Annotated in this window: 20 protein-coding genes; 7 read left to right on the top strand and 13 right to left on the bottom strand. The window is 63.1% G+C overall.

All coding sequences use genetic code 11. The annotated features are described in order from the left end of the window. Positions 1-114 precede the first annotated feature (114 nt). Positions 115-2718 carry an ATP-dependent chaperone ClpB gene (gene clpB, locus G8E03_RS04990; protein WP_166189330.1) on the bottom strand — a complete coding sequence of 868 codons (2604 nt, stop codon included), beginning with the start codon at positions 2716-2718 and terminating at the stop codon, positions 115-117. 183 nt (positions 2719-2901) lie between these two features. Between clpB and hrpB the strand changes: the two genes are divergently transcribed. Both hrpB and G8E03_RS04980 read left to right on the top strand, forming a co-directional pair. Continuing rightward, positions 2902-5307, top strand: a complete 2406-nt coding sequence (gene hrpB / locus G8E03_RS04985) for an ATP-dependent helicase HrpB (RefSeq protein WP_166189328.1) — start codon at positions 2902-2904, stop codon at positions 5305-5307. A gap of 78 nt (positions 5308-5385) precedes the next feature. Then, a complete protein-coding gene (locus tag G8E03_RS04980; protein ID WP_166189326.1) occupies positions 5386-6243 on the top strand; it encodes an N-formylglutamate amidohydrolase in 858 nt (285 codons plus the stop codon). Here G8E03_RS04980 and G8E03_RS04975 read toward each other — a convergent pair whose 3' ends face one another. The 4 genes from G8E03_RS04975 to G8E03_RS04960 all read right to left on the bottom strand — a co-directional run bounded on the left by G8E03_RS04975 (position 6244) and on the right by G8E03_RS04960 (position 10639). After that, positions 6244-7524: a DUF2254 domain-containing protein gene (locus tag G8E03_RS04975; protein ID WP_166189324.1), complete on the bottom strand. Its 1281-nt coding sequence runs from the start codon at positions 7522-7524 to the stop codon at positions 6244-6246. It abuts the gene before it with no gap. Between the two features lie 309 nt (positions 7525-7833). Continuing rightward, positions 7834-9087, bottom strand: coding sequence for a DNA polymerase IV (locus G8E03_RS04970; protein WP_166189322.1), 1254 nt, complete (start codon positions 9085-9087; stop codon positions 7834-7836). Between the two features lie 82 nt (positions 9088-9169). Continuing rightward, the gene (pyrF, locus tag G8E03_RS04965) at positions 9170-9874 is read right to left on the bottom strand and encodes an orotidine-5'-phosphate decarboxylase (protein ID WP_166189320.1); all 705 of its coding nucleotides are present in this window, start codon (positions 9872-9874) and stop codon (positions 9170-9172) included. Positions 9875-9937: 63 nt separating this feature from the next. Further along, the gene (locus tag G8E03_RS04960) at positions 9938-10639 is read right to left on the bottom strand and encodes a DUF3108 domain-containing protein (protein WP_166189317.1); all 702 of its coding nucleotides are present in this window, start codon (positions 10637-10639) and stop codon (positions 9938-9940) included. Positions 10640-10775: 136 nt separating this feature from the next. Between G8E03_RS04960 and meaB the strand changes: the two genes are divergently transcribed. The 5 genes from meaB (at position 10776) to dctP (ending at position 16042) form a co-directional block, all read left to right on the top strand. Continuing rightward, a complete protein-coding gene (gene meaB / locus G8E03_RS04955; RefSeq protein ID WP_166189316.1) occupies positions 10776-11783 on the top strand; it encodes a methylmalonyl Co-A mutase-associated GTPase MeaB in 1008 nt (335 codons plus the stop codon). Between the two features lie 128 nt (positions 11784-11911). Further along, a complete protein-coding gene (gene rpmB / locus G8E03_RS04950) occupies positions 11912-12199 on the top strand; it encodes a 50S ribosomal protein L28 (protein ID WP_166189313.1) in 288 nt (95 codons plus the stop codon). A 232-nt stretch (positions 12200-12431) separates the two neighbouring features. Beyond that, positions 12432-12851 (top strand): low molecular weight protein-tyrosine-phosphatase, encoded by a 420-nt coding sequence (locus tag G8E03_RS04945; protein ID WP_166189310.1) that lies wholly within the window; start codon positions 12432-12434, stop codon positions 12849-12851. Positions 12852-12939: 88 nt separating this feature from the next. Then, complete coding sequence (gene lepA, locus G8E03_RS04940) at positions 12940-14739, top strand: translation elongation factor 4 (protein ID WP_166189307.1); 1800 nt, start codon at positions 12940-12942, stop codon at positions 14737-14739. 295 nt (positions 14740-15034) lie between these two features. Further along, positions 15035-16042, top strand: coding sequence for a TRAP transporter substrate-binding protein DctP (gene dctP / locus G8E03_RS04935; RefSeq protein ID WP_166189305.1), 1008 nt, complete (start codon positions 15035-15037; stop codon positions 16040-16042). A gap of 75 nt (positions 16043-16117) precedes the next feature. Here dctP and G8E03_RS04930 read toward each other — a convergent pair whose 3' ends face one another. From G8E03_RS04930 to mbhE, 8 genes are all read right to left on the bottom strand, one after another. After that, a complete protein-coding gene (locus tag G8E03_RS04930; RefSeq protein ID WP_166189302.1) occupies positions 16118-16420 on the bottom strand; it encodes a DUF6280 family protein in 303 nt (100 codons plus the stop codon). A 187-nt stretch (positions 16421-16607) separates the two neighbouring features. Further along, positions 16608-16970, bottom strand: a complete 363-nt coding sequence (gene mnhG, locus G8E03_RS04925) for a monovalent cation/H(+) antiporter subunit G (RefSeq protein ID WP_166189300.1) — start codon at positions 16968-16970, stop codon at positions 16608-16610. Beyond that, positions 16963-17274: an MrpF/PhaF family protein gene (locus G8E03_RS04920; RefSeq protein WP_166189298.1), complete on the bottom strand. Its 312-nt coding sequence runs from the start codon at positions 17272-17274 to the stop codon at positions 16963-16965. Before G8E03_RS04920 ends, mnhG begins: the two co-directional genes overlap by 8 nt. After that, entirely contained in the window at positions 17271-17609 is a 339-nt protein-coding gene (locus G8E03_RS04915; protein WP_166189296.1) for a Na+/H+ antiporter subunit E, read from the bottom strand. The genes G8E03_RS04920 and G8E03_RS04915 overlap by 4 nt, the downstream gene beginning before the upstream one ends. Then, positions 17606-19090, bottom strand: a complete 1485-nt coding sequence (locus tag G8E03_RS04910; protein ID WP_166189294.1) for a Na+/H+ antiporter subunit D — start codon at positions 19088-19090, stop codon at positions 17606-17608. The genes G8E03_RS04915 and G8E03_RS04910 overlap by 4 nt, the downstream gene beginning before the upstream one ends. Further along, on the bottom strand, positions 19087-19449 hold the full coding sequence (locus G8E03_RS04905; RefSeq protein ID WP_166189291.1) for a Na+/H+ antiporter subunit C: 363 nt from the start codon (positions 19447-19449) through the stop codon (positions 19087-19089). Before G8E03_RS04905 ends, G8E03_RS04910 begins: the two co-directional genes overlap by 4 nt. After that, positions 19449-19898 (bottom strand): MnhB domain-containing protein, encoded by a 450-nt coding sequence (locus G8E03_RS04900; protein WP_166189289.1) that lies wholly within the window; start codon positions 19896-19898, stop codon positions 19449-19451. Before G8E03_RS04900 ends, G8E03_RS04905 begins: the two co-directional genes overlap by 1 nt. Then, positions 19895-22072: a hydrogen gas-evolving membrane-bound hydrogenase subunit E gene (gene mbhE / locus G8E03_RS04895; RefSeq protein ID WP_166193884.1), complete on the bottom strand. Its 2178-nt coding sequence runs from the start codon at positions 22070-22072 to the stop codon at positions 19895-19897. The genes G8E03_RS04900 and mbhE overlap by 4 nt, the downstream gene beginning before the upstream one ends. Between the last annotated feature and the right edge of the window lie 231 nt (positions 22073-22303).

Raw genomic sequence — 22303 nt, 5'->3', positions numbered from 1 at the left:
ATTTCAAATGCAGTTTCGTCACATTCCTAAGCCACCACTCCCCAAAACCCTCACACAAACCCGACTCGCACCAGTCCTTGAGGGGAATCCACAACGACTCCCCTCAAATCACCTTCATTCAGACGGGTCTGACTCGACCGAAGCCACATCCCCCTCGCCTATGACGAGTCCATCCTCCCCAGCATCAACGACGACACGCATGCCGTCCTTGATCTGTCCGGACAGGATCATCTCCGCCAGCGGGTCTTGCAGATACTTCTGCAACACGCGTTTCAGGGGGCGCGCGCCGTAGACGGGGTCATAGCCCTTGTCCGCCAGCCAGGTCATCGCCTCGGGCGACAGGTCGAGCGTGATCTTGCGATCCGCCAGACGCCGCTCCAACACCTCCAGCTGGATCAGGACGATCCCGTCCATCTCATCCCGGCTCAACCGGTCGAACTGCACGATCTCATCCAGGCGGTTGAGGAACTCGGGGCGGAAATGCGCCCGCACCGCGTCCATCACCTGATCCTTGACGGTGGAGGCATCGACCCCCGGCGTCAGGTTCGACAGAGCCTGGCTGCCCAAGTTCGAGGTCAGGATGATGAGCGTGTTCTTGAAGTCCACGACCCGTCCCTGCCCATCCGTCAGGCGCCCGTCGTCGAGAACCTGCAACAGCACGTTGAACACATCCGGGTGGGCCTTTTCGACCTCATCGAACAGGATCACCTGATAGGGGCGCCTGCGAACCGCCTCGGTCAGCACGCCGCCCTCATCATAGCCGACATAGCCCGGAGGGGCGCCTAGCAGGCGCGAGACGGCATGCTTCTCCATGAACTCTGACATGTCTATGCGCACCATCGCGTTGTCATCGTCGAACAGGTACGAGGCCAGCGCCTTGGTCAACTCCGTCTTGCCGACCCCGGTCGGTCCGAGGAACAGGAAAGAGCCGAGCGGACGGTTCGGGTCGTTCAGACCCGCCCGCGCACGTCGTACCGCGTTCGAGACGGCCTGCACCGCCTGCCGCTGCCCGATGACGCGCTTGCCCAGCGCATCCTCCATCTTGAGCAACTTCTCACGCTCGCCCTCCAGCATCCGGTCAACGGGGATGCCGGTCCAGCGTTCGACCACGCCCGCGACATGTTCGTCGGTCACGGCCTCCTCGACCATCAAGTCGTCGCCGGCTTCCTCCGCTGCCTCCAGCCGTTTTTCCAGATCGGGAATCACACCGTAGGACAACTCACCCGCCTTGCTCAGATCGCCGCGCCGCTTGGCGTTGTCCAACTCGATGCGGGCACGGTCCAACTGCTCCTTGATGTCACGACTGCCTTGCAGCTTGTCGCGCTCCGCCTGCCAGCGGGCGGTCAGTTCGGACGAACGTTCCTGCAATTCGGCCAGATCCTTCTCAAGCTTGGCCAGACGGTCCTTCGAGGCAGGATCGTCCTCCTTGCGCAGCGCCATCGCCTCGATCTGCTTTTGCATAATGTCGCGGTCCAGCGCATCCAGCGCCTCGGGCTTGGAATCGGCCTCCATGCGCAGGCGGCTCGCGGCTTCGTCCATCAGGTCGATGGCCTTGTCCGGCAGGAAGCGGTCGGTGATGTAGCGGTTGGACAGGGTCGCGGCCGCCACCAAAGCGCGGTCCGTGATGCGGATGCCGTGGTGCACCTCGTACTTCTCCTTGATGCCGCGCAGGATGCTGATGGTGTCCTGCACCGTCGGCTCCAGCACCATGACGGGCTGGAAGCGTCGGGCGAGCGCGGCGTCCTTCTCCACATGCTTGCGGTATTCGTCCAGCGTGGTGGCACCGACGCAATGCAACTCGCCTCGTGCCAATGCGGGTTTCAGCAGGTTGGCGGCGTCCATCGCGCCGTCCGCCTTGCCGCCGCCGACCAGGGTGTGCATCTCATCGATGAACAGGATGATGTTGCCCGCGGCCTCCGTCACCTCGGTCAGAACGGATTTCAGACGCTCCTCGAACTCACCACGATATTTCGCACCGGCGATCAGGGCGCCCATGTCCAGCGCCATGAGGGTCTTGTCTTCCAGCGAATCCGGCACGTCGCCGTTGATGATCCGCAGGGCGAGGCCCTCGGCAATCGCGGTCTTGCCCACGCCCGGCTCCCCGATCAGCACCGGGTTGTTCTTGGTCCGGCGGCTGAGCACCTGGATCGTGCGGCGAATCTCCTCGTCGCGCCCGATGATGGGGTCGATCTTGCCCTCACGCGCGGCGGCGGTCAGATCGCGTGCGTATTTCTTCAGCGCGTCATAGCCTTCCTCGGCGGTGGCGCTGTCGGCGGTGCGGCCCTTGCGGATGTCGTTGATCGCCTCATTGAGGCTCTGCGCCGTGACGCCGCCTGCCTTCAGCGCGTCGTTCGCCTTGGACTTGATGACGGCCAGCGCGGTCAGCAGACGTTCCACGGGAACGAAGCTGTCGCCCGCCTTTTCGGCCAGCTTTTCCGCCTCGGCAAAGACCTTGGCCGTTTGCCCGTCCATATAAAGGTTGCTGCCGTCGCCGGACACGGATGGAATCTTGGACAGATCCAGTTCCACCGCCTGCCGGATGGCCGCGACATCCCCGCCGGAGCGGTTGATCAAATTTGTCGCCAATCCCTGATCGTCGTCCAGCAATGCCTTGAGCAGATGCTCAGGCACAAACCGCTGATGCCCCTCACGCAGGGCAATTGTCTGAGCCGCTTGCACGAAGCCGCGCGACCGTTCCGTGAACTTGTCGAAGTTCATCGCATTCTCCTGTCTTTAAGCGCCAATTCCGCGATGCCCGTAACGGCACACCACATATGGCCTTTGCATGAAGCGCGCCCCTCTGGCCCGCGCCCTCTTCATACATGCTTAAATGGTGAGCACTTTGAGCCATCTCAAGTCCGCCCCCTCGACTTATGCCCAGCGCTGCCGCATGGCTGTGCAATGGTCCTGCCCATCGAATCCGTGCTGCCCGAACTCACCTCCGCCCTGCTGCGCGAGGGGACGGCCGTGTTGCAGGCGCCCCCCGGCGCGGGCAAGACGACAAAGGTGCCGATCGCGCTGCTGCCACATATTTCGGGCCGCATCGTCATGCTGGAACCGCGCCGCATCGCCGCGCGCACCGCTGCCGCCAGAATCGCGGAGCTGCTGGACGAACCGCTGGGCCGGCGCGTCGGCTACCGGATGCGCGGCGACAGCGTGGCAGGCACCCGGATCGAGGTCGTGACCGAGGGCATCCTGACCCGCATGTTGCAGACGGACCCGGAATTGAGCGGCACCGACTGCCTGATCTTCGATGAGTTTCACGAGCGGTCATTGCAGGCGGACCTAGGGCTTGCGCTGGCGCTCGAAGTGCGCGGTGCGCTGCGCGAGGATCTGCGCATCCTCGTAATGTCCGCCACGCTGGACGCGGAGCCTGTCGCGGGTCTGATGGGCGGTGCGCCGGTCATCACGTCCGAGGGGCGCATGTTTCCGGTCGATACCCATTGGGCCGACACCGCGCTGGCCCCCGCGCAGCGGCGGGGCCGCGCGCTGGCCGATGCGGTCGCGGCACAAGTGCGGGGGGCGCTGCGTGAAAACGACGGTTCCGCCCTCGTCTTCCTGCCCGGTCAGGGGGAGATCAACATGGTCGCCCAGCGCCTTGGCGACCTGCCCGCCGACATCGCCGTGCATCCTTTATATGGTGCCATGCCCATTGCCGCCCAGCGGGCTGCCATCGCGCCCGCGAAACAGGGGCGCAAGGTGGTGTTGGCCACCTCGATCGCCGAAACCTCCCTGACCATCGAGGGGGTGCGCATCGTCATCGACGCGGGCCTTGCCCGTCGCGCGCGTTTCGATCCGGCCTCCGCCATGTCCCGCCTGGTGACGGAGCGTGTGACCCGCGCCGAGGCAGAGCAGCGGCGCGGCCGTGCGGGTCGGATGCAGCCGGGCGTCTGCTACCGCATGTGGACGAAGGGAGAGGAAGGTGCGCTCGCCGCCTTTGCCCCGCCGGAAATCACCGATGCCGACCTCGTGCCCTTGGCGCTGGAGCTTGCCACCTGGGGCGCGCAGGCCAGCGACCTGTCCTTCCTGACCCCACCGCCCGAACGCGCACTGGCTGAGGCTTACGCCCTACTGCACGATCTGGGCTGCATCGACCGCACCGGCCTGACCGCGCATGGCCGCGCCACCGCCGCGGTGCCCGCGCATCCCCGGCTGGCGCATATGCTGCTCAACGCGGGTGGCGCAGGGCGGGTCGCCGCAGACCTCGCCGCCTTGCTTGAGGCGCGCGACCCGATGCGCGGCGCGGGCAGCGATCTGTCCGTGCGGCTCAAGGCAATGCACACGCCGCCATTCGCCGAGATTCGCAAGGAGGCCAAGCGCCTGTCGCGCTTCGCCGCGAAATCCGGCCCACGCCATTCGACCGGCGCGCTGCTGTCCCTCGCCTATCCCGACCGCATCGCCAAGCGCCGCCCCGGTGATGCGCCACGCTATCACCTCAGCGGGGGCAAGGGCGTCAAGCTGGCCGCCGAGGATCCCCTGGCCCCGCAGACCCTGCTGGTGGTCGCGGAAACCGACGGCCACCCGACGGAAGCAACCGTCCGCCTCGCCCTGCCCGTGACGCTGCCGGAAATCCGTGAGCTGCACGCCCACCGGCTGCGCGAGGTCGATATCTGCGAGTGGTCGAAACGCCATCGCAAGGTCGAGCCGCGTCAACGCACCATGCTGGGCGCGCTGATATTGGAGGATCGCCACTGGCCCGACGCGCCGGACGACGCCATCGCCGCCGGGCTGGTCGAGGGCATCCGCCAGCTTGGCCTCGACGTGCTGGGCTGGTCCAAGGCCTCACGCCTGCTGCGCACCCGCATCGGCTTCGTCGGACCGCCCCTGCCCGATGTGACGGACGACACCCTACTGGCAACGCTAGAGGAATGGCTGGCCCCGCATCTGCACGGCCAGCGCAGCGCCGCCGATCTGGGCCGCTTCGAACCGTATGAGCCGTTGCTGAACCTGCTGGACTGGTCGCAGCGCCAGATGCTGGATGAACGCGCGCCGTCGCAGTTCACAGCCCCCACCGGCACCCGCTGCCCCATCGACTGGTCCGATCCTGCCCACCCCTCGGTCGAGGTGCGCCTGCAGGAGGTGTTTGGCCTGACCACGCACCCCACGGTCAACGGCATCCCGCTGCGGATCGACCTCCTTAGCCCCGCGCGGCGGGCGGTGCAGACGACGTCTGATCTGCCGAGGTTCTGGGCCACCTCCTATTCCGACGTGCGCAAGGACATGCGCGGCAGATATCCGCGCCACCCCTGGCCCGAGGATCCCGCCGCTGCTCCGCCCACGAACCGGGTTAAGCCGCGCGGCACCTGACGAATTCACGCCCATACATGGACGTGCCCACGCATCGCGTTATGCTGTCACGACAAATGCGAAGGGGAGACGACGCGCGTGGAGGCATTCATCCTATCCGACGGGCGAGGCACGCCAGGGGCCACGGTGTTTTCCTCCCCGCATTCGGGTGCGCATTATCCCGAAGCGTTCCTGCAAGGCAGCCAACTCGACCCGTTGACCCTGCGCTCGTCCGAAGATGCCTTCGTCGATACGCTGTTCGCCAGTGCGCCGGATTACGGGGCGCCCCTGCTCGCCGCCAGATTTCCCCGCGCCTATGTCGATCTGAACCGCGCCAGAACGGAACTGGACCCGGCCATCGTCGATATTCCGCGCCACCCGGGTGTGAACCCGCGCATCTCCGCCGGATTGGGCGTAATCCCGCGTGTGGTATCCGGGGGGCGTGTGATCCGATCCGGGCGCATGACGCGGGAGGAGGCTGACCTGCGCCTGGCGCAGGTTCACACGCCTTATCACGACGCGCTCAACCGACTGTTGCAAACCGCCCGGATCCGGCACGGCCATGCGATCCTGATTGATTGCCATTCCATGCCGCATGAAGCCTTGCGGGTCCAGAATCTGCCCGGGGGCAGGCGGCGCCCGGAAATCGTGCTGGGCGACCGGTTCGGCACATCATGTGCACCGTGGATTTCGGATCTGGCCTATGACGCCTTTACCGCCGCTGGCTTCGCCGTTGCGCGAAACGCCCCCTTCGCAGGCGGATACATAACCGAGACTTACGGCATTCCTGCCCAAAACATGCACGCCTTGCAGATCGAGATCGACCGGTCGCTGTATATGGATGAGGCCCGGATAGCGCCGCGTTCCGATTTCGCCGCGTTCCGGGACCGCCTGACCCCGGTCATCGCCGCATTGGCGCAGGCCGGCGCGATGGGTCAGGCTCTGGCAGCGGAGTGATCATTCCGCAGCCGCGCGGCGAATGATGCGCTGCGACCCGGGATCAGACTGCAATGCCAGTGCCATTTCCAGAAGCTCGTCCCGCTCCTCCAGCACGGCGGCGCGGCGCGGGCCGTCAGGGACGCGGTTGGCCAGTACGCAGAGCAATTTCAGAACATGGATCGTCGCATTCAGATCGGTCGCCACATAAGGCCGGCTGATGGAATGCCCGGCCTGGAGCAATTGGGTAAACGTCATTACCGGCACCAGAACCCGTTCATAGGCGCTGCCTCTGTGCCCCGGTGGTTCCTTCAGCGCCAGCAGCAGCGCGACATGCATCCAGTTCATGCAGTTCATCGCCGTGAACGGATCGTTGATACCCGGCGACAGGGCGCGGGCGATCACCTCGCACAGCTGGTCGATCATGAACATCATGTTTTGATCCTCGCTCCGCTCACGTCCCAGGGCGAAACAGCCCCGCAACTCACGGATCAGGTCGTCGTTCAAGGCGGGCCCACCGTGGATGCGCAGGACATTCCTGTCATCGTCCAGAAAGGCGCCCGGAACCTCCAGCACCTCGATCCACCACCCCTGATCCAGCGACAAGCGCGACAGCCGGACCGCGTTGAGCGTGCGCATATAGCCTGAACCGCCCGCTGTCAGATATTGCACGGGCAGCCCCTCGGGCATGATTTCATACACATCCTCGAACGGCTCCCCGCTGGCATGCAGAGCTGCCACCAGACGTTCGCCCAGACCCGAGGTGATGTTGGCTAGATTGATCGCCTCGGGAATGTGATGCACGAAAAAGATCATCGTGACGACACTGATCAGAGCCAGGCCGATCGCCACCAAAACCGCCAGATGCGGCACGAACAGATCGACGGTCAGGTCTGCCCCCTCGGCCGAGGGATCCTGCACCGCGCGCAGAATCAGCATCGTATAGACGAACGTGGCGATCATGATGCCCAGGCTGACCTGATTGGCCCGATCCCGCATGAAGTTGCCAATCAGGCGTGGCCCGAAATTGCTGCTGGCAAAGGACACAGCCACCACCGTCATCGAGAACATCACCCCCGCGACACCGATCACGGATTGCGCGATGACCGACAGCATGGCACGCGCCCCCTCGGCCTGCGTGTCGCGCAGCGAGACGGGCAACATCTGCGCTAGCGCGCCACGGTCCAGATGCTGCATCAGTTCCGCTAAGGCGACCGCCGCCAGGACGAGCAATCCCGGAATGAACCAGTACGAAGCACGCACATCTTGCAGAAGTTTGCTGATAAGGGCGGTAGGCTGCATTTCGGCTCCCGGTCTGGATCGCTCCATTACATGGCACGATCCGCGTCACGTGACATAGCGAACGCATCATGCCGCGCCAAAAAAAGAGGCCGTGTCCGAAGACACGGCCCAAGTCTAGGGAGGAAACGCCCAAGAAGGGCGACAACGCCGAAGCATTGTGTAATCGATTATATGGTGCGCTGCACACAAAGCAAGGGTGCAGCGCAGGATGTGATCGAACTGTAACAAAACGCCCTAAATGCTGCGGAGATATAACAAATAGGAATACCGCCATGCATCAAGCGCATGGCTGCTATGTTGCAGCGCACCTTATCTCAGCGCGCGGCCCTTCAGGATCGCATCCGCACCAAAACGCCCCCGAATCGCATCGCTCGCCCGCTCCGCCGCTCTACGGCGAGGTGCTGCGGGATCCAACAGGTCGGGCGCGGCATCGCTGCCGGAATACGCGCTCAGATGGCTCAACCCGACCCCCAGCAGTCGGAACGGCCCCCGGCTAATCTCCCGCTCCAGCAGGGGGCGGGTCGCGGCATAGATCTCGTCGGTCAACTGCGTCGCCTCGACCAGGCGCAGCTGACGGCTGATCAGCTTGAAGTCCCGTGTCTTCAACTTCAGGTTCACGGTGCTGCCCGCCAGTCCCGCCGCCTTCGCCCGGTCCGAGACTTTCAAGGCCAGCCGCCACAAATGCCCGTCCAGGCTGACCGGATCGGAGACGTCTTCGTTGAATGTACGCTCATTGCTGATCGACTTGACCGGTTCGCGCACCGTGATCCGCCTGTCGTCGATGCCATGGGCCAGCCGCCAGACATGCCCGCCCATGCTGCCATATTTGCGAAACAGATCATCCTCGGAATACCGCCGCAGATCGGCGATGGTGCGAATGCCATCCCGTTCCAGCCGTGCACGCATGGCCGCGCCCACGCCCCAGATGATGCCCACGGGCTTATCATGCAGGAAGGCCATGGTCTCCGCCTTGCCGATAACGGAAAATCCGCGCGGCTTGTCCAGATCGGAGGCGATCTTGGCCAGAAACTTGTTATGCGACAATCCAACGGAGATGGTGATTCCCAACTCCACCTCGATGCGCCGGGCCAGCCGGGCCAGCAGGACAGCGGGCGGGGCGCCGTGCAGGCGCTGCGTTCCGCTGAGGTCCAGAAACGCCTCGTCCAGGCTGATCGGCTGCACCGAGGGGGTCAGTTCCTCCATCATTGCCCGAATCTGGCGCGAAACGCCGACATAGACATCCATCCGTCCCGGCACCACGACCGCCTCGGGGCACAGTTCCATCGCCTTGAACATCGGCATGGCGGAGCGGACACCCTTGATTCGCGCGATATAGCAGCAGGTGGAGACGACCCCCCGCTTGCCCCCGCCAACGATCAGCGGCTGGTTCGCCAGATGCGGGTGATCCCGCTTTTCCACGCTGGCATAGAAGGCGTCGCAATCCATGTGCGCCATGGTCAGATCGAACAGTTCCTCATGGCGCAACACACGGGGGGAACCGCAGTGCCTGCACCGCGCGGGACCGGGCTGATCTGACAGGCAATCTCGACAGATAGCGGACATGATACTCACATACAGGATACTTACATACGGGCACAAACGGGTTTACGAACCGGCAGGATAGCACAGGCCGGTCGGCCCGACCTCAATGATCGGCGGGACCGTCGCGCAGCTCACGCAGGATCGCATCGGCGGCGGTGCGCGGATCATCCGCTTGCCAGATCGGGCGTCCCACGACGATGTGGTCGGCCCCGTCCGCGATCGCCCGGGCGGGGCTTGCCACCCGCTTCTGATCGCCCAGCGCGGCCCCGGCGGGGCGCACACCCGGCGTCACGATCAACTTGCCCTCGGCCTGCGGCAGGGCGCGGATCATCGCGGCCTCCTGCGGGGAGGCGATGACCCCGTGCGCACCGGCCTCCAACGCCCGACCGGCGCGTTCCGCCACCAGATCGGGTATCGTCCCGCCCTGCATCATCGCGGCGTCCAGATCGTCGCGGTCCAGCGAAGTCAGGACGGTCACGGCCAGTATCTTCAGACCCGTTCCCGCCGCCCCCTCGCAGGCGGCGCGGACCACATGCGGGTCGCCGTGCACCGTCAGGAAATCCAGATCGAACTGCGCCAGTCCGCGCACCGCCGCCTCGACCGTTGCGCCGATGTCGAACAGCTTCATATCGAGGAAGACCCGGTGTCCCTGGTCCTTCAACTCGCTGGCCAGCGCCAGACCGCCGCCGGTCAGCATGCCCAGCCCGATCTTGTAAAACCCCACATCGGGCCCGATCCGCTGCACCATCTCCATCCCGGCGAGAGCGTTTGGCACGTCGAGCGCCACGATCAGACGGTTATCGGGCATGACAGCTCTCCTCCAGAAACGGGTCCGCGCCTGCTTAGACCCGCGCGTGCAATGGCTCAAGCATCAGTTGGTGCGCGAAATCACCGTCTGCCCGAATTCCGAGGGGCCCAGAATACGCGCCACCTCGAACTGACCGTCCGTGGTCGGCCGCAATTCCAGCGTGTAGGGCTCAGGATCGCGGGCCTGCAACGTTTCGGGGTTCACCTTGCGATAGATGACACGGCAGCTCTGGGTGCCGGGGATCAAGCCGTCGCCCTCGATCCGCACGCGCTTCGTCAGGGTGAAGCTGTCGAAACTGCGGTTGCAGATCTCCTCGGCTGTGCCGGGATAGGTCAAGGCGACGACTGCCGTCAGAAAATCGACGGTGCCCGCCTGCTTGCTCAATGTTGGCACCGCACGCTCATCCGCCGCACGCACGGGGCTGGACACGGCGGAGACGGGCATCCCCCCCCGATAGACCAGATCGAGCCGCGCTGCATCGCTGCCCTCGGTCACCTGCGCGAAGGCCTGGGGCATGAAACCGGCAGGTCCGGTCCGCGTACCCCGGACCGAGGCGTTGAAATCGCCCGAGGTGAAAAGCCCGGCCAGACCGCGTGCCTCCAACCGTGCCGCCGCGTTATAGGATGTCGGTGTGACGCTCCCCTGCACCGTGGCCGACGCCACGCGCAGCCCCGCCAACCGTACATCGTATGTGTGGGTGAACGGTTCTGCCTGTGCGGCACCGCCTGCCACGATCAGCAACATCGCACTCAAAACTCTACGCATCTTCCACTCCCTGAACACCGAAGCTATGGTCTGCTTCACTATAAACGTGGACGCGGCCGCATACATCGTGCGCACCGATCACCTCCACGTGAAGCGGGCTTCATGCAGGCCTTTGAAGCAGATTACGGAGGGACAGATGGGGCGTCGCAGCATAGATGTCGAGGCGCTGTGCGCAGGCAACCGCACGGCATTGGCCCGCGCCATCACCCTGATCGAATCCTCCCGCCCGCAGGATCGGCAGGTTGCCCGCGAGCTTCTGACGGGTCTGCCTGAGCGGACGGCGCTGCGCATCGGGCTGTCGGGAACGCCCGGTGTCGGCAAATCCACGTTCATCGAGGCGTTCGGCCTAATGCTGGTCGCGGCGGGGCACCGGGTGGCCGTGCTGGCGGTCGATCCGTCCTCCGCCCGGTCCGGCGGCTCCATTCTGGGGGACAAGACCCGGATGGAGCAGCTCAGCCGCGCACCCGAGGCATTCATCCGCCCCTCCCCCTCGCAATCCGCGCTCGGCGGTGTGGCGCGCCGCACGCGTGAGGCGATCCGCCTGTGTGAGGCCGCTGGCCACGACATCGTGCTGGTCGAAACCGTTGGCGTCGGCCAGTCCGAAACGATGGTCGCGGACATGACCGACCTGTTCGTGCTGCTGCTGGCGCCCGGTGGTGGGGATGAGTTGCAAGGCGTCAAACGCGGCATCATGGAAATCGCCGACCTCATCCTGGTAAACAAGGCGGATGGCGACCTGCGGGCCACCGCCGTGCGAACCGTGGCCGACTATGCCGGCGCGCTGCGTTTGTTGCGCAAACGCCCCCACGATCCGGAGGGGTGGCCCCGCGCCATGCCGGTCTCCGCGCTGGACAATTCCGGTCTGGAGGAAGCCTGGCAGGCGATGCAGGATCTCGCGGATTGGCGAAGAGAGACCGGCATCCTGGCCGAGACGCGCCGAAAGCAGGCCGTACAATGGATGGAGCGTGAGATCGAGCAGGGCCTGCGCACCCGTCTGAATGCCGATTCGCAGGTCCGCGCCCTGCTCAGCGATCTGCGTGTTTCGGTCGCGAACGGCGATATTCCAGCCGAGGCTGCGGCGGATATGGCGCTCGATCGGTTCCTATCTGCCCCGGTTGTGCCACAAACCCCCGATGCCCCTTGACGCCCCGCCGCCACGTGGCTAAGGAAACGGCTCGAAATTGAATGAAGGCGACGGCCCGCCCGCATTGGTGTGCGCTTCGCTGATCCAAAAACTCTCTGACCTACGGGTCACGGAAAAAGGGGCTCACCATGTCGCGTCGTTGCGAGTTGACTGGAAAAGGCGTTCTGACAGGCAACAATGTCAGCCACGCGAAAAATCGTACCCGTCGTCGGTTCTTGCCGAACCTGAATGACGTTACGCTGCTGTCGGACACATTGGGCCGCGCGTTCAAGTTCCGCATCTCCGCTGCCGCCATGCGCAGCGTCGATCATCGCGGCGGCCTGGACAGCTTCCTTGCCAAGGCGAAGGACGCCGATCTGTCCCCGGCAGCGGCCAAGGTCAAAAAGGACATTCAGGCCGCGCAATCCGCCGCCTGATCCAACCGAAGCATCAGAATTTTCAGAAAAGCCCCGCAGACGCTCTGCGGGGCTTTTCTGTTTTCAATTAACACCCTGCACGCATGTCAGGGGCGACGACGGGGCCGCAACTCCACTCAAAGGCCACGCCGCGACCTTTTTAAACGCTGCACGCTATGTTTATCATCGCCGAATTGCCACGAGGGGACGGTCGCATCGCGCGATTTCGGGGCTGCGCAGGGGACGAACAAACATGACAAAGAGCATCTTGCTGGTGTGTCTGGGTAATATCTGCCGTTCACCAGCGGCGGAGGCTGTGTTGCGCCATCATGCGCCGCACTTGCACCTGGACAGCGCCGGAACCGGGGCCTGGCACGCAGGCGTCCCGCCCGATCCCCGTGCCCAGACCGAAGGGCGCCGCCGCGGTTACAACTACGCTCACCTGCGCGCCCGAAAGGTCAGGCCCGATGACTTCATTCGCTTCGACACGATCCTGGCGATGGACCGTCAGAACGTCGCGGATCTTTACGGCATGGCGCCCGAGGATGCCACGGCTGGCATCGACCTGTTCCTGGACGGAGCCGAAGTGCCCGACCCCTATTATGACGGCAGTTTTGACCAGATGTTCGACCTGATAGAGGCCCGCGCGCGCGAGCTTGCCGGAATTCTCTGACCTTCGGACGTGCCAATTCGCTAAGCCGCATGGACAAAACCATCATTTCTTGGCAGGTCATCGGTCAGACCCCAAATAGGCGTGACCGATGACCGATCTATCCCGTATCCGCAATTTTTCGATCGTGGCTCATATCGACCACGGCAAATCCACGCTGGCGGACCGGTTGATCCAGTCCACCGCCACCGTCGCAGATCGCGATATGAAGGCGCAGTTGCTGGATTCGATGGATATCGAACGCGAACGCGGCATCACGATCAAGGCGCAGACCGTGCGTATCGACTATGTCGCGCAGGACGGCGAATCCTACGTGCTCAATCTGATCGACACGCCCGGCCATGTCGATTTCGCCTATGAGGTGTCGCGCTCCATGCGCGCGGTCGAGGGGTCGCTGCTGGTCGTCGATGCCTCGCAAGGGGTGGAGGCGCAGACCCTCGCCAATGTCTATCAGGCCATCGACGCGGACCACGAGATTGTGCCCGTCCTCAACAAGATCGACCTGCCCGCCGCCGAACCCGACCGCGTGAAGGAACAGATCGAGGACGTGATCGGCATTGATGCATCCGAGGCGGTGATGATCTCCGCCAAGACGGGCATCGGCATCCCCGAGGTTCTGGAGGCGATCGTGACCCGCCTGCCCGCCCCCACCGGGGACGCGGACGCCCCGCTCAAGGCGATGCTGGTGGATTCGTGGTACGACGCCTATCTGGGCGTCGTCGTGCTGGTCCGCATCATCGACGGAAAGCTACGCAAGGGCGACCGGATCAAGTTCATGTCGAACGGGACCATCCATCCGGTAGACCGCGTCGGTGTGTTCCGCCCCGGAATGCAGGCGACAGACGTGCTCGGCCCCGGTGAGATCGGGTTCATGACCGCCAGCATCAAGGAGGTGCGCGACACCTCCGTCGGCGACACCATCACGACGGAGAAGAAAGGGACCGAGACGATGCTTCCCGGCTTCGCGCCCTCGATTCCCGTGGTGTTCTGCGGCCTGTTCCCGGTGGATTCGGCTGAGTTCGAGGATCTGCGCGATGCCATCGACAAGCTGCGCCTGAACGACGCCTCCTTCAGTTCCGAAATGGAAACCTCTGCCGCGCTCGGCTTCGGCTTCCGCTGTGGTTTCCTCGGCCTGCTGCATCTGGAGGTGATCCGCGACCGGTTGGAGCGGGAATACAACATTGAGCTGATCACCACCGCGCCGTCGGTGATCTATCACGTGCACATGACTGATGGCACGATGATCGACCTGCACAACCCCGCCGATATGCCCGATATGGTCAAGGTGGACAGGGTGGAGGAGCCGCGAATCAAGGCGACGATCCTCGTGCCTGATGAGTATCTCGGTGATGTGCTGAAGCTTTGCCAGGACCGTCGCGGCGTGCAACTCGACCTGACCTATGCCGGCACCCGCGCGATGGTCGTCTATGACCTGCCGCTGAACGAGGTTGTGTTCGATTTCTACGACCGCCTGAAATCTGTGACCAAGGGCTATGCCAGCTTCGACTACCAGATGACCGGCTATCAGGAGGATCAGCTGGTCAAGATGCAGGTGCTGGTCAACGACGAGCCGGTGGACGCGCTCAGCATGATGGTCCACCGCACCCGTGCCGACGCACGCGGTCGCGTTCTGTGCGAAAAGCTCAAGGAGCTGATCCCACAGCACATGTTCAAGATTCCGATTCAGGCCGCCGTCGGGGGTCGCATCATCGCGCGCGAAACCATCTCCGCGCTGCGCAAGGACGTGACCGCCAAATGCTACGGCGGCGACGCGACCCGCAAGCGCAAGCTGCTCGACAAGCAGAAGGCCGGCAAAAAGAAGATGCGTCAGTTCGGCCGGGTCGAAATCCCGCAGGAAGCGTTCATCAACGCGCTGAAGATGGATAGCTGAGAAAAGGCTGGCCGCCATCGTGATCTACGGCATTTCGCGAATGGCTGACTGCGCGGCGGTCTGACCGGGGCAAGGATATCTGCCCTGATCAGGTCGAAACCAGCTTTCGTCGTGCCGTAACCCTTCGGTAAATTCGGCAAGGCGGTGCCGAAATAGCTTCGCGGGGACCAGCGCGTAAGTGCCTTCAATGCCTCCAACCGCGCAGTTTGCGGCCACTCCGGTTGTCGTGAAGGTTGTTTACCAACGCAAATCCTTTCCCTAGGCTCTCGCTACAGTTGCAGGGAACCTTTCAGATATGATCCTAAAATCACTCGCCTTCCTGATGATCACGGCCTCCGTCGCAACTGCTCAATGCGACACGGGAGAGGTCTCGATCCGGTTCGAGCATGACGCGCCCGCGGTCGGCCACCCCAAAGGCGAAGCTGCCGCCTTTCTGGCCGAATTGGTAAATAACGAATTGGACGGTCGGGCCTGTATGACGGTCATCGCCGAATCCGAGACCTATTCCGATGCCACGGTCCTCGACGGACTGGCGTCAGGGCAATACCAGATGGCGGCCCCGGCCATGGGCAATATGGGCGATATCTCCGAACGGTTTCTGATTTTTGACCTGCCGTTCCTGTTCAGGGACCTGCCTGTCGTGCTCGACTATCAAGACAGTCCCCTCGGGCGTGGCTTGCTGACGGAGGAGGTCGACAAGGGCCTGATGGGCTTGGCATTTTGGGCGGATGGAATGAAGGCGATGTCCGCACTAGCCCCGATCGAAAGCCCCGAGGACATCTCCGGCATGACCTTCGGCACCCAGCACGCACTGATCGAGGCGGATTACTTCACCGAACTTGGCGCGCAAACGCTGGAAGTCCCTCCGACCCGATTGGCGGACGCGCTGCAATCGGGTGAGGTCGATGGACAGAACAGCACATGGACCGACATTTCGGCGCGTGGCCTCGCCTACAGCCATGACAGCATAACCGAAACGAATCACGGGCTGGTGCAGTACATGCTGGTCACCTCCCCGCAATTCTGGGATTCGCTGGATGCCGAACTGCGCGACGATCTGAATTTGCTCATTGAGATTGTGACGTTGGAGCGGAATCGCTTCGCCTACGAACTCGCCAATATCGCCCAGCAGCAAGCGCGACAGGACGGGTTGAGGATCGTGCGTCTCGACGATAACACGCGTATCGAATGGATCCGCGCGATGCAGCCGACATGGTTCCGGCACGGGGGGGAGATCGGGTTCGATCAGATCGCGGCTGTCAGCTATGCCGCCCAAACCGCGACAAGCATGTTCGCGCGTTAGCGCCCCGACCTTGTCGCCAACGGAAAAGGGCTGCCCCTGAGGGCAACCCTTTTTGCAGCGCATCGAAAGTTACTGTCAGGCGGCAGCCCGACGCTCACTCTCTTCACGGCTGAGCGCGACCGAGGTCCGGACACCCTTTTTCACGAATTCCATCAGGCCGGTCACGCACCGCTCCGTCGGGTCGATACCCGCACACATCAGCACTTCACGGCCATCGCGGCTGCGCGCCCATCGTGCGATCACGTCAGGGCCGTTGCCATATTTTTTGTCATCAGCAATAGCATCGTCAAGGGCCGCAAGCACGACTGCTGCAAACAGCTTTTGTGCGCGATTACCCTGGTCGTTCGACCATGCCTGCCCGTCGAAATCGTCGAACATGTCGTCCTCGTCTCTTATCAAACTGCTAGGAACGCCGATATATACGTTCATCAAAAATTCACAGAAGTCCCATTTAGGACATTGCTGCCTTGCAATCAACGCATGTGAGAGACTGGGCGGATCAGTGCCGCAGCGTCAAAGCATGTCATGCCGGAATGGGTCTGAGATAAGCTATCCTGATGTAAAATCAAGCTTGTTGATCGTCACTGTTCGCACGGCGCGGGGAACCGAATCCCTCGCACCCCGCATCGAACTGGGTTCGACTGGAAAACGGCACGCCCGCACGAAATGCGGCCCGTCCGATCAGATGCGCCCCGATCGGCGCCGTCACCAGCATAAAGACGAGGATCAGCCCTATTTCAATGCGTGCGGTCCAGTTGTCAGCCAGCACGATTGCCCCGCTACAGATCAGCCCCAGCCCCAAAGAGCCCGTCTTGGTCGCCGCATGCATTCGCAGATACACGTCGTGCATCTTCACGAGGCCGATTGCCGCGATCAGTATGAAGGTCGAGCCGGTCAGGATCAGACCCGATGCGATCCACTCACTCATCCGTGCCTCCCTGGGCGATTGTTCTCTCGATAAACCGCGCGAAGGCCACCGTGCTCAGAAAGGCCACCAGTGACAGCACCAACGCCGCATCCAGATAGGCACTGACCCCGGACGCCACGGAAAAGATCACGATGAACGAGACCAGAAGCAGCGACAGTGTATCCAGCGCCACGACACGATCGCTGAGAGAGGGCCCACTTAACAGCCGCCACACGATCAGGGTGGACGCGACCATGATCATCCCGGCCGATATGGTAAGCGCCCATCCCAGCGGGCCGGACAGGCTCAATCCCAGAAAGATCATCGCAGCACCCTCAGCACACGTCGCTCGATCCCGCGTTTAAGGCTATTCTTCGTGCCCTCCGGGTCCTCCGCGCCGAACATGGTATGGATCATCAACGTCGCGCGATCGTCGCTGACATCGATGCTCAATGATCCCGGGGTCAGGCTGATAAGGTTCGCCGTCGCCATGATTTCCGCATCGGAGCGCGCGTCGAGCGGCAGCAGCAGCACCCTGGGCCGGGCACGATCCTGCGGCGTAAGAACGTCCCACGCCACTTCGAGCGACGACCACAGCAAATCCCAGACGAAATACAACAGCAGGTTCAGAACCCAGAACGGGCGCAGCAGATGTTTCATTGGCGTGCTCCCAATACGGCATCTATGTAGGCATGAGGGCTGAGGATTTGCTCCGCCGCCACCATCGCGGCATCGACGAATAGCCCTGCGGCAAGCCCTATCGTGACCGTCATGATACCCAGCCCTACGATTGGCACCAGCATAGCAACGGGCAGCGTGCCTTCTATTGCTTGGTCACCGTCAGGATGCGGTTTCCAGAACGCCTCCAACCAGATCTTCGACATGGAATACAATGTCAGCAGCCCTACGGCGAGGGCCACGAAGGCTATGAACCACGATTGCATGTCCAGACTGGCGCTTACGATCAGGAACTTCGCCCAGAACCCCGACAAAGGCGGGATGCCGGCAAGGCTGAGCGCGGGAATCAGAAACAGCACGGCAAGCAGCGGAGTTGCCGCATAGAGCCCGCCGATCTTTGGCAACTCCTCCGATCCGGTCAGTTTCCGCGCTGCCCCGGCGATCAGGAACAGGTTCGCCTTAACGATGATATGGTGAAACAGATAGAAGATTGCCCCCAGCAGGGCAGCCGGCGTGGCCAATGCAAGACCCAGCACCATGTAGCCGATCTGACTGATGATGTGGAAACCCAGGATACGTCGGAAATGGTTCTGCGCCGCTGCGCCCAGAACGCCCACGACCATCGTCGCAACAGAGCCCCACAAGAGCGTTCCGCGCACCAGCGGGACATCCAGATCGTAAATCAGCGTGAACGTGCGGATCAGGGCGTAGACCCCGACCTTGGTCAGCAAGGCGGAAAACAGGGCCGATGTCGTCACGGACGGGGTGTGATAGCTCGCAGGCAGCCAGTTGAAGACGGGAAACATCGCGGCCTTTGCGCCGAACGCGAACATCAGCAACATCGCGCTGACCAGCACCGCGACTTCCTCCTGCCGTCCCTCCAACCGTTGTGACAGATCGGCCATGTTCAACGTGCCGGTGAAGCCGTAAAGCAGCCCGACCCCGGAAAGGAACGCGAAGGTGGCGATCAGGTTCAAACCGACATATTTCACCGCGCCATCCGCCGATTTTCTGGTCCCGTTCACCACCAGAAGACCGAAGGACGCGATCAGCATGATCTCGAACCAAACGTAGAGGTTGAAGATATCGCCGGTCAAAAACGCCCCGCAAACACCGGCCAGCAGGGCCTGAACCAGCGCATGATGGCCGTGCCAGCTTTCACGGCGGTCGATCTCCTCCAACCCGTAGATCGCCACAGCCACGGCGACGATCCCGGTAATGAAAACCATCGCCGCACTCAGCAAATCCGCGACCAGGGTAATTCCGAACGGCGCGGGCCAACCGCCGACCTGCACGGCCACCGGACCTTCGGACAATACGCGCACCAACAGTGCCAGCGATGCGATCAGCAGCGAGACCGCAGCCGCGACGGAGCCCCAGCGCTGGACGTTCTCCCGGCTTCGCAGCAGGACCATCAGCGCGGCGGATATCAGCGGGATCAGAAATGGCCAGACCAGTATCATCCACGATCCTCACGCGGTTCTGCGATGCGCATCGCATCCATCCGTGCCGTTCCCATTGCATAGAACGCCCGATAGGCTAGGGTCAGTGCAAAGCAGAACAGCCCGAACCCGATAACGATTGCCGTCAGGATCAGCGCCTGCGGCACGGGGTTGGCCACACCGGAGGCCGGGGCGTCCGCGCCATATGCCGTCAAGGCCGGAGCCGCCGTCGCCATGCGCCCCGCTGCGAAAATCACCAGATTCGCGGCATTGGACAGGATCGTCAGGCCGAGGATATAGCGCACCAGATTGCCCGACAGCATAAGATAGGCGCCGCCTGCAACTAGCAAACCGGCAAGGACCGCAACAATGGTTTCCATTAGGGCTCGTCCTTCCTGCTTTCGGGCACGCCGGCTTCCTCCAACGCGAACAGAATCGCGCTGACCACGCCCACGACGACCAGAAACACGCCGCTGTCGAACAACAGAATCGAACCTGCGGCCAGACCCTCCCATTTGCCATCGACGTTTTCATAGAGCGGCCAAACACTGCTGAGGAACCAGCCGTTGGCAAGCGCACCCCACAAACCACTGAGGATGGCACAGCTCAGCCCGATACCCGCGATCATCATGGGCGGCAGGATCAGCCACCGCCGGGCTTGCGCAACGCCGAAGGCCTTCTCGATCAGCGCAACGCAGATCGCCGCCAGCAGACCGCCGATGAACCCGCCACCGGGATCGTTGTGCCCCCGCCAGAGTGTCATCAGCGCGACGAACAGAAAGACCGGAATCAGAGCGCGGGTTCCGGTCCGCAGGATGATCGAGTTCATTTCTTCATCTCCCGCCCGGCGCGCAGAGCGGCCAGTGCCGCGATGCCTGCGATCAGAACCACAGCGACCTCACCCAGCGTATCCAGAGCGCGGAAATCCACCAGGATCACGTTGACGATATTGCGCCCGGCCGCTTGCGGATACGCCGCTTCCAAATAGAACGAGCTGACATCCTGCTCCAGCCCGCTGCCCAGAACGGCCAGCAGGGCGAACGTCACGCCCAAGCCCAGAATCGCGGCGATGATCGCGTCTCCGATCCGCAAAGCTCCCGTACCGGCCCGAGGCAGCTTGGTAAACGCCACCGCGACGAACACGACGATCAGGGTTTCGGTCAACAATTGCGTCATTGCCACGTCGATCGCGGAATACAGCACGTAAATCACCGCAATCGCCAGGCCAATGCCGCCCAGCGCCGTAATCGCGACCAAGCGGGATCCGGTAAAGATGATGGTGGACAGGCTGGCCGCAATGGCGATGACCAGCCCCCAGTGGAACAGCGGAATGTCCGGGTCAATCTGCGCGACCGCCCCCGTACCGACGAAAATCGCCCCCCAGACCATCAGCGCCAGGGTCGTGAACGTGACCCGCAGATATGACATCATGCGTCCGTTCTGCGTCGTTCGCGCAACCCAGGCCGCCGTATCGCGCATCGCATTGAGCAAGATATCGTAGACCGCCGCACTGTCGGGAACACGGTCTTCCTCGCGGATCAGCGCGGCGCGAAGTTGTGGCACCCCCCAGAAAAAGACACCGCCCAGCGCGAATGTCAGCAAGGACAGCATCAATGCACCGTTCACCCCGTGCCAGAGCTTGAGCTCAGGCGCCCCCGGCGCGGCCCGCACGATTTCGGTGATCTGGCCGATCAGGGCGCCGAAAGGTCCCGGCACCAGCCCGAGCCCAAGCCCGCCCAGGGCGAGCAAGGCCGGGCCGCCCCACATCAGGATCGAGGGGTCTGCTGGCGACGCGTGCGGAGCGCGGAACGTGCCGAAGAATGGCCGGATGGCCAGAACCAATGCCACCGCGACCATCAGCGCATTCGCCGTGACCGCCATGGTCAGCACGAAGATCTCCTCGGTCGTGGCATGCAAGGCACCCTCGTAGATCAACTCCTTGCCGATGAACCCGACGAAAGGCGGCAACCCAGCCATGCTCGCCGCGGCGAGCGCAATGATGATGAACGACATCGGCATGGCCCCGCGCAGGCCGCCGAGCTCCCCCACCTCGCGCGTGCCGGCGCCCTTGTCCAGCAGCCCGACACCCAGGAAGAGGGCCGCCTTGTAGAACGCGTGGACGACGATGAAGGTCATCGCACCGCCGATCGCGTAATACCCCCCACCGCCCAGTCCGAGCATCAGTGCACCCAACCCCATCAGCGTGGTCCAGGCTAACATCAGCTTCAGATCGGATTGGCGCAGCGCCCAGAAGCTGGCCACCACCATCGTCGTCGCGCCCACCAGAGTCAGCGTCCAGGACCAAACCTCCGTACCGCCCAACATCGGCGTCATCCGCGCGACCAGATAGACCCCGGCCTTCACCATGGTGGCGGAATGCAGATAGGCCGATACCGGCGTCGGTGCCGCCATCGCGCCCGGCAGCCAGAAATGGAATGGAAACTGTGCAGATTTGGTAAAGCAACCGATCAGAACCAAGATCAGCATCGCGGGATACAGTGGATCGGATGTGAAGCCTGCGAAATCCGCCATTTCAGACAGACGGAACGTTCCCGCGACGGATCCCATGATGATGAGACCGGCCATCAGCGCCAGCCCCCCCATGCCTGTCACCAGCAGGGCCTGTTGCGCCTTGTAGCGGGCATCGGCCTTGTGATGATCGAAGCCGACGAGCAGGAACGATGTGATCGTCGTGCACTCCCACGCCACGAATAATGTCACGGCGTCGTCGGCCAGCACGACGCCCAGCATCGACATGGCGAACAGCACCATCAGCGTCAACAGACGCTTCAACCGGCGGTCGTTATGGAAATACTCGGCCGAATACAGAAAGCAGATCGCGCCGACACCCGTGATCAGAAGCGAGAACAGCAAGGACAGCGCATCCAGGTGGAAGGCGATGTCGATTCCCAGCGTGGGCACCCAGGGGAACACAACCTCCGCCGTTTGACCCGCGCTGGCGGAAGGCAAAAACGTCGCGAACCACGCAAAGGCTGCCGCCATCACTGCCGAGGGCAAGAATCTCCAAGGGCCGGCTTCGTATGGCACGGTCTGCTGCACGTTCGGGCCTCGATCGGAGTGAAAGGGTTTCAACCCTTAACTAGGAAGCTTCGGAGCGTATCCCAGTAGGGGAAAGGACGTTTTCGCGGCAAAGGTCACATGCCATTGAAACGGAATATATTTTTCATGCGAAGGGCGCCGGAAGTTTCCCCCGGCGCCCTTGGGAGCAATGCT

This window comes from Pontivivens nitratireducens (genome assembly GCF_011290545.1).
GTDB classification, from domain to species: domain Bacteria; phylum Pseudomonadota; class Alphaproteobacteria; order Rhodobacterales; family Rhodobacteraceae; genus Pontivivens; species Pontivivens nitratireducens.
Note: the sequence above shows the minus strand (reverse complement) of the source record. Positions and strands in the feature narration are given on the sequence as shown.

What these genes read in the sequence shown, in the direction of transcription:
- clpB (WP_166189330.1), bottom strand. Translation starts at nt 2,718, where the DNA reads ATGAACTTCGACAAGTTCACGGAACGGTCGCGCGGCTTCGTGCAAGCG.
- hrpB (WP_166189328.1), top strand. Translation starts at nt 2,902, where the DNA reads ATGGTCCTGCCCATCGAATCCGTGCTGCCCGAACTCACCTCCGCCCTG.
- G8E03_RS04975 (WP_166189324.1), bottom strand. Translation starts at nt 7,524, where the DNA reads ATGCAGCCTACCGCCCTTATCAGCAAACTTCTGCAAGATGTGCGTGCT.
- G8E03_RS04970 (WP_166189322.1), bottom strand. Translation starts at nt 9,087, where the DNA reads ATGTCCGCTATCTGTCGAGATTGCCTGTCAGATCAGCCCGGTCCCGCG.
- pyrF (WP_166189320.1), bottom strand. Translation starts at nt 9,874, where the DNA reads ATGCCCGATAACCGTCTGATCGTGGCGCTCGACGTGCCAAACGCTCTC.
- G8E03_RS04960 (WP_166189317.1), bottom strand. Translation starts at nt 10,639, where the DNA reads ATGCGTAGAGTTTTGAGTGCGATGTTGCTGATCGTGGCAGGCGGTGCC.
- meaB (WP_166189316.1), top strand. Translation starts at nt 10,776, where the DNA reads ATGGGGCGTCGCAGCATAGATGTCGAGGCGCTGTGCGCAGGCAACCGC.
- rpmB (WP_166189313.1), top strand. Translation starts at nt 11,912, where the DNA reads ATGTCGCGTCGTTGCGAGTTGACTGGAAAAGGCGTTCTGACAGGCAAC.
- G8E03_RS04945 (WP_166189310.1), top strand. Translation starts at nt 12,432, where the DNA reads ATGACAAAGAGCATCTTGCTGGTGTGTCTGGGTAATATCTGCCGTTCA.
- lepA (WP_166189307.1), top strand. Translation starts at nt 12,940, where the DNA reads ATGACCGATCTATCCCGTATCCGCAATTTTTCGATCGTGGCTCATATC.
- dctP (WP_166189305.1), top strand. Translation starts at nt 15,035, where the DNA reads ATGATCCTAAAATCACTCGCCTTCCTGATGATCACGGCCTCCGTCGCA.
- G8E03_RS04930 (WP_166189302.1), bottom strand. Translation starts at nt 16,420, where the DNA reads ATGTTCGACGATTTCGACGGGCAGGCATGGTCGAACGACCAGGGTAAT.
- mnhG (WP_166189300.1), bottom strand. Translation starts at nt 16,970, where the DNA reads ATGAGTGAGTGGATCGCATCGGGTCTGATCCTGACCGGCTCGACCTTC.
- G8E03_RS04920 (WP_166189298.1), bottom strand. Translation starts at nt 17,274, where the DNA reads ATGATCTTTCTGGGATTGAGCCTGTCCGGCCCGCTGGGATGGGCGCTT.
- G8E03_RS04915 (WP_166189296.1), bottom strand. Translation starts at nt 17,609, where the DNA reads ATGAAACATCTGCTGCGCCCGTTCTGGGTTCTGAACCTGCTGTTGTAT.
- G8E03_RS04910 (WP_166189294.1), bottom strand. Translation starts at nt 19,090, where the DNA reads ATGATACTGGTCTGGCCATTTCTGATCCCGCTGATATCCGCCGCGCTG.
- G8E03_RS04905 (WP_166189291.1), bottom strand. Translation starts at nt 19,449, where the DNA reads ATGGAAACCATTGTTGCGGTCCTTGCCGGTTTGCTAGTTGCAGGCGGC.
- G8E03_RS04900 (WP_166189289.1), bottom strand. Translation starts at nt 19,898, where the DNA reads ATGAACTCGATCATCCTGCGGACCGGAACCCGCGCTCTGATTCCGGTC.
- mbhE (WP_166193884.1), bottom strand. Translation starts at nt 22,072, where the DNA reads ATGGCGGCAGCCTTTGCGTGGTTCGCGACGTTTTTGCCTTCCGCCAGC.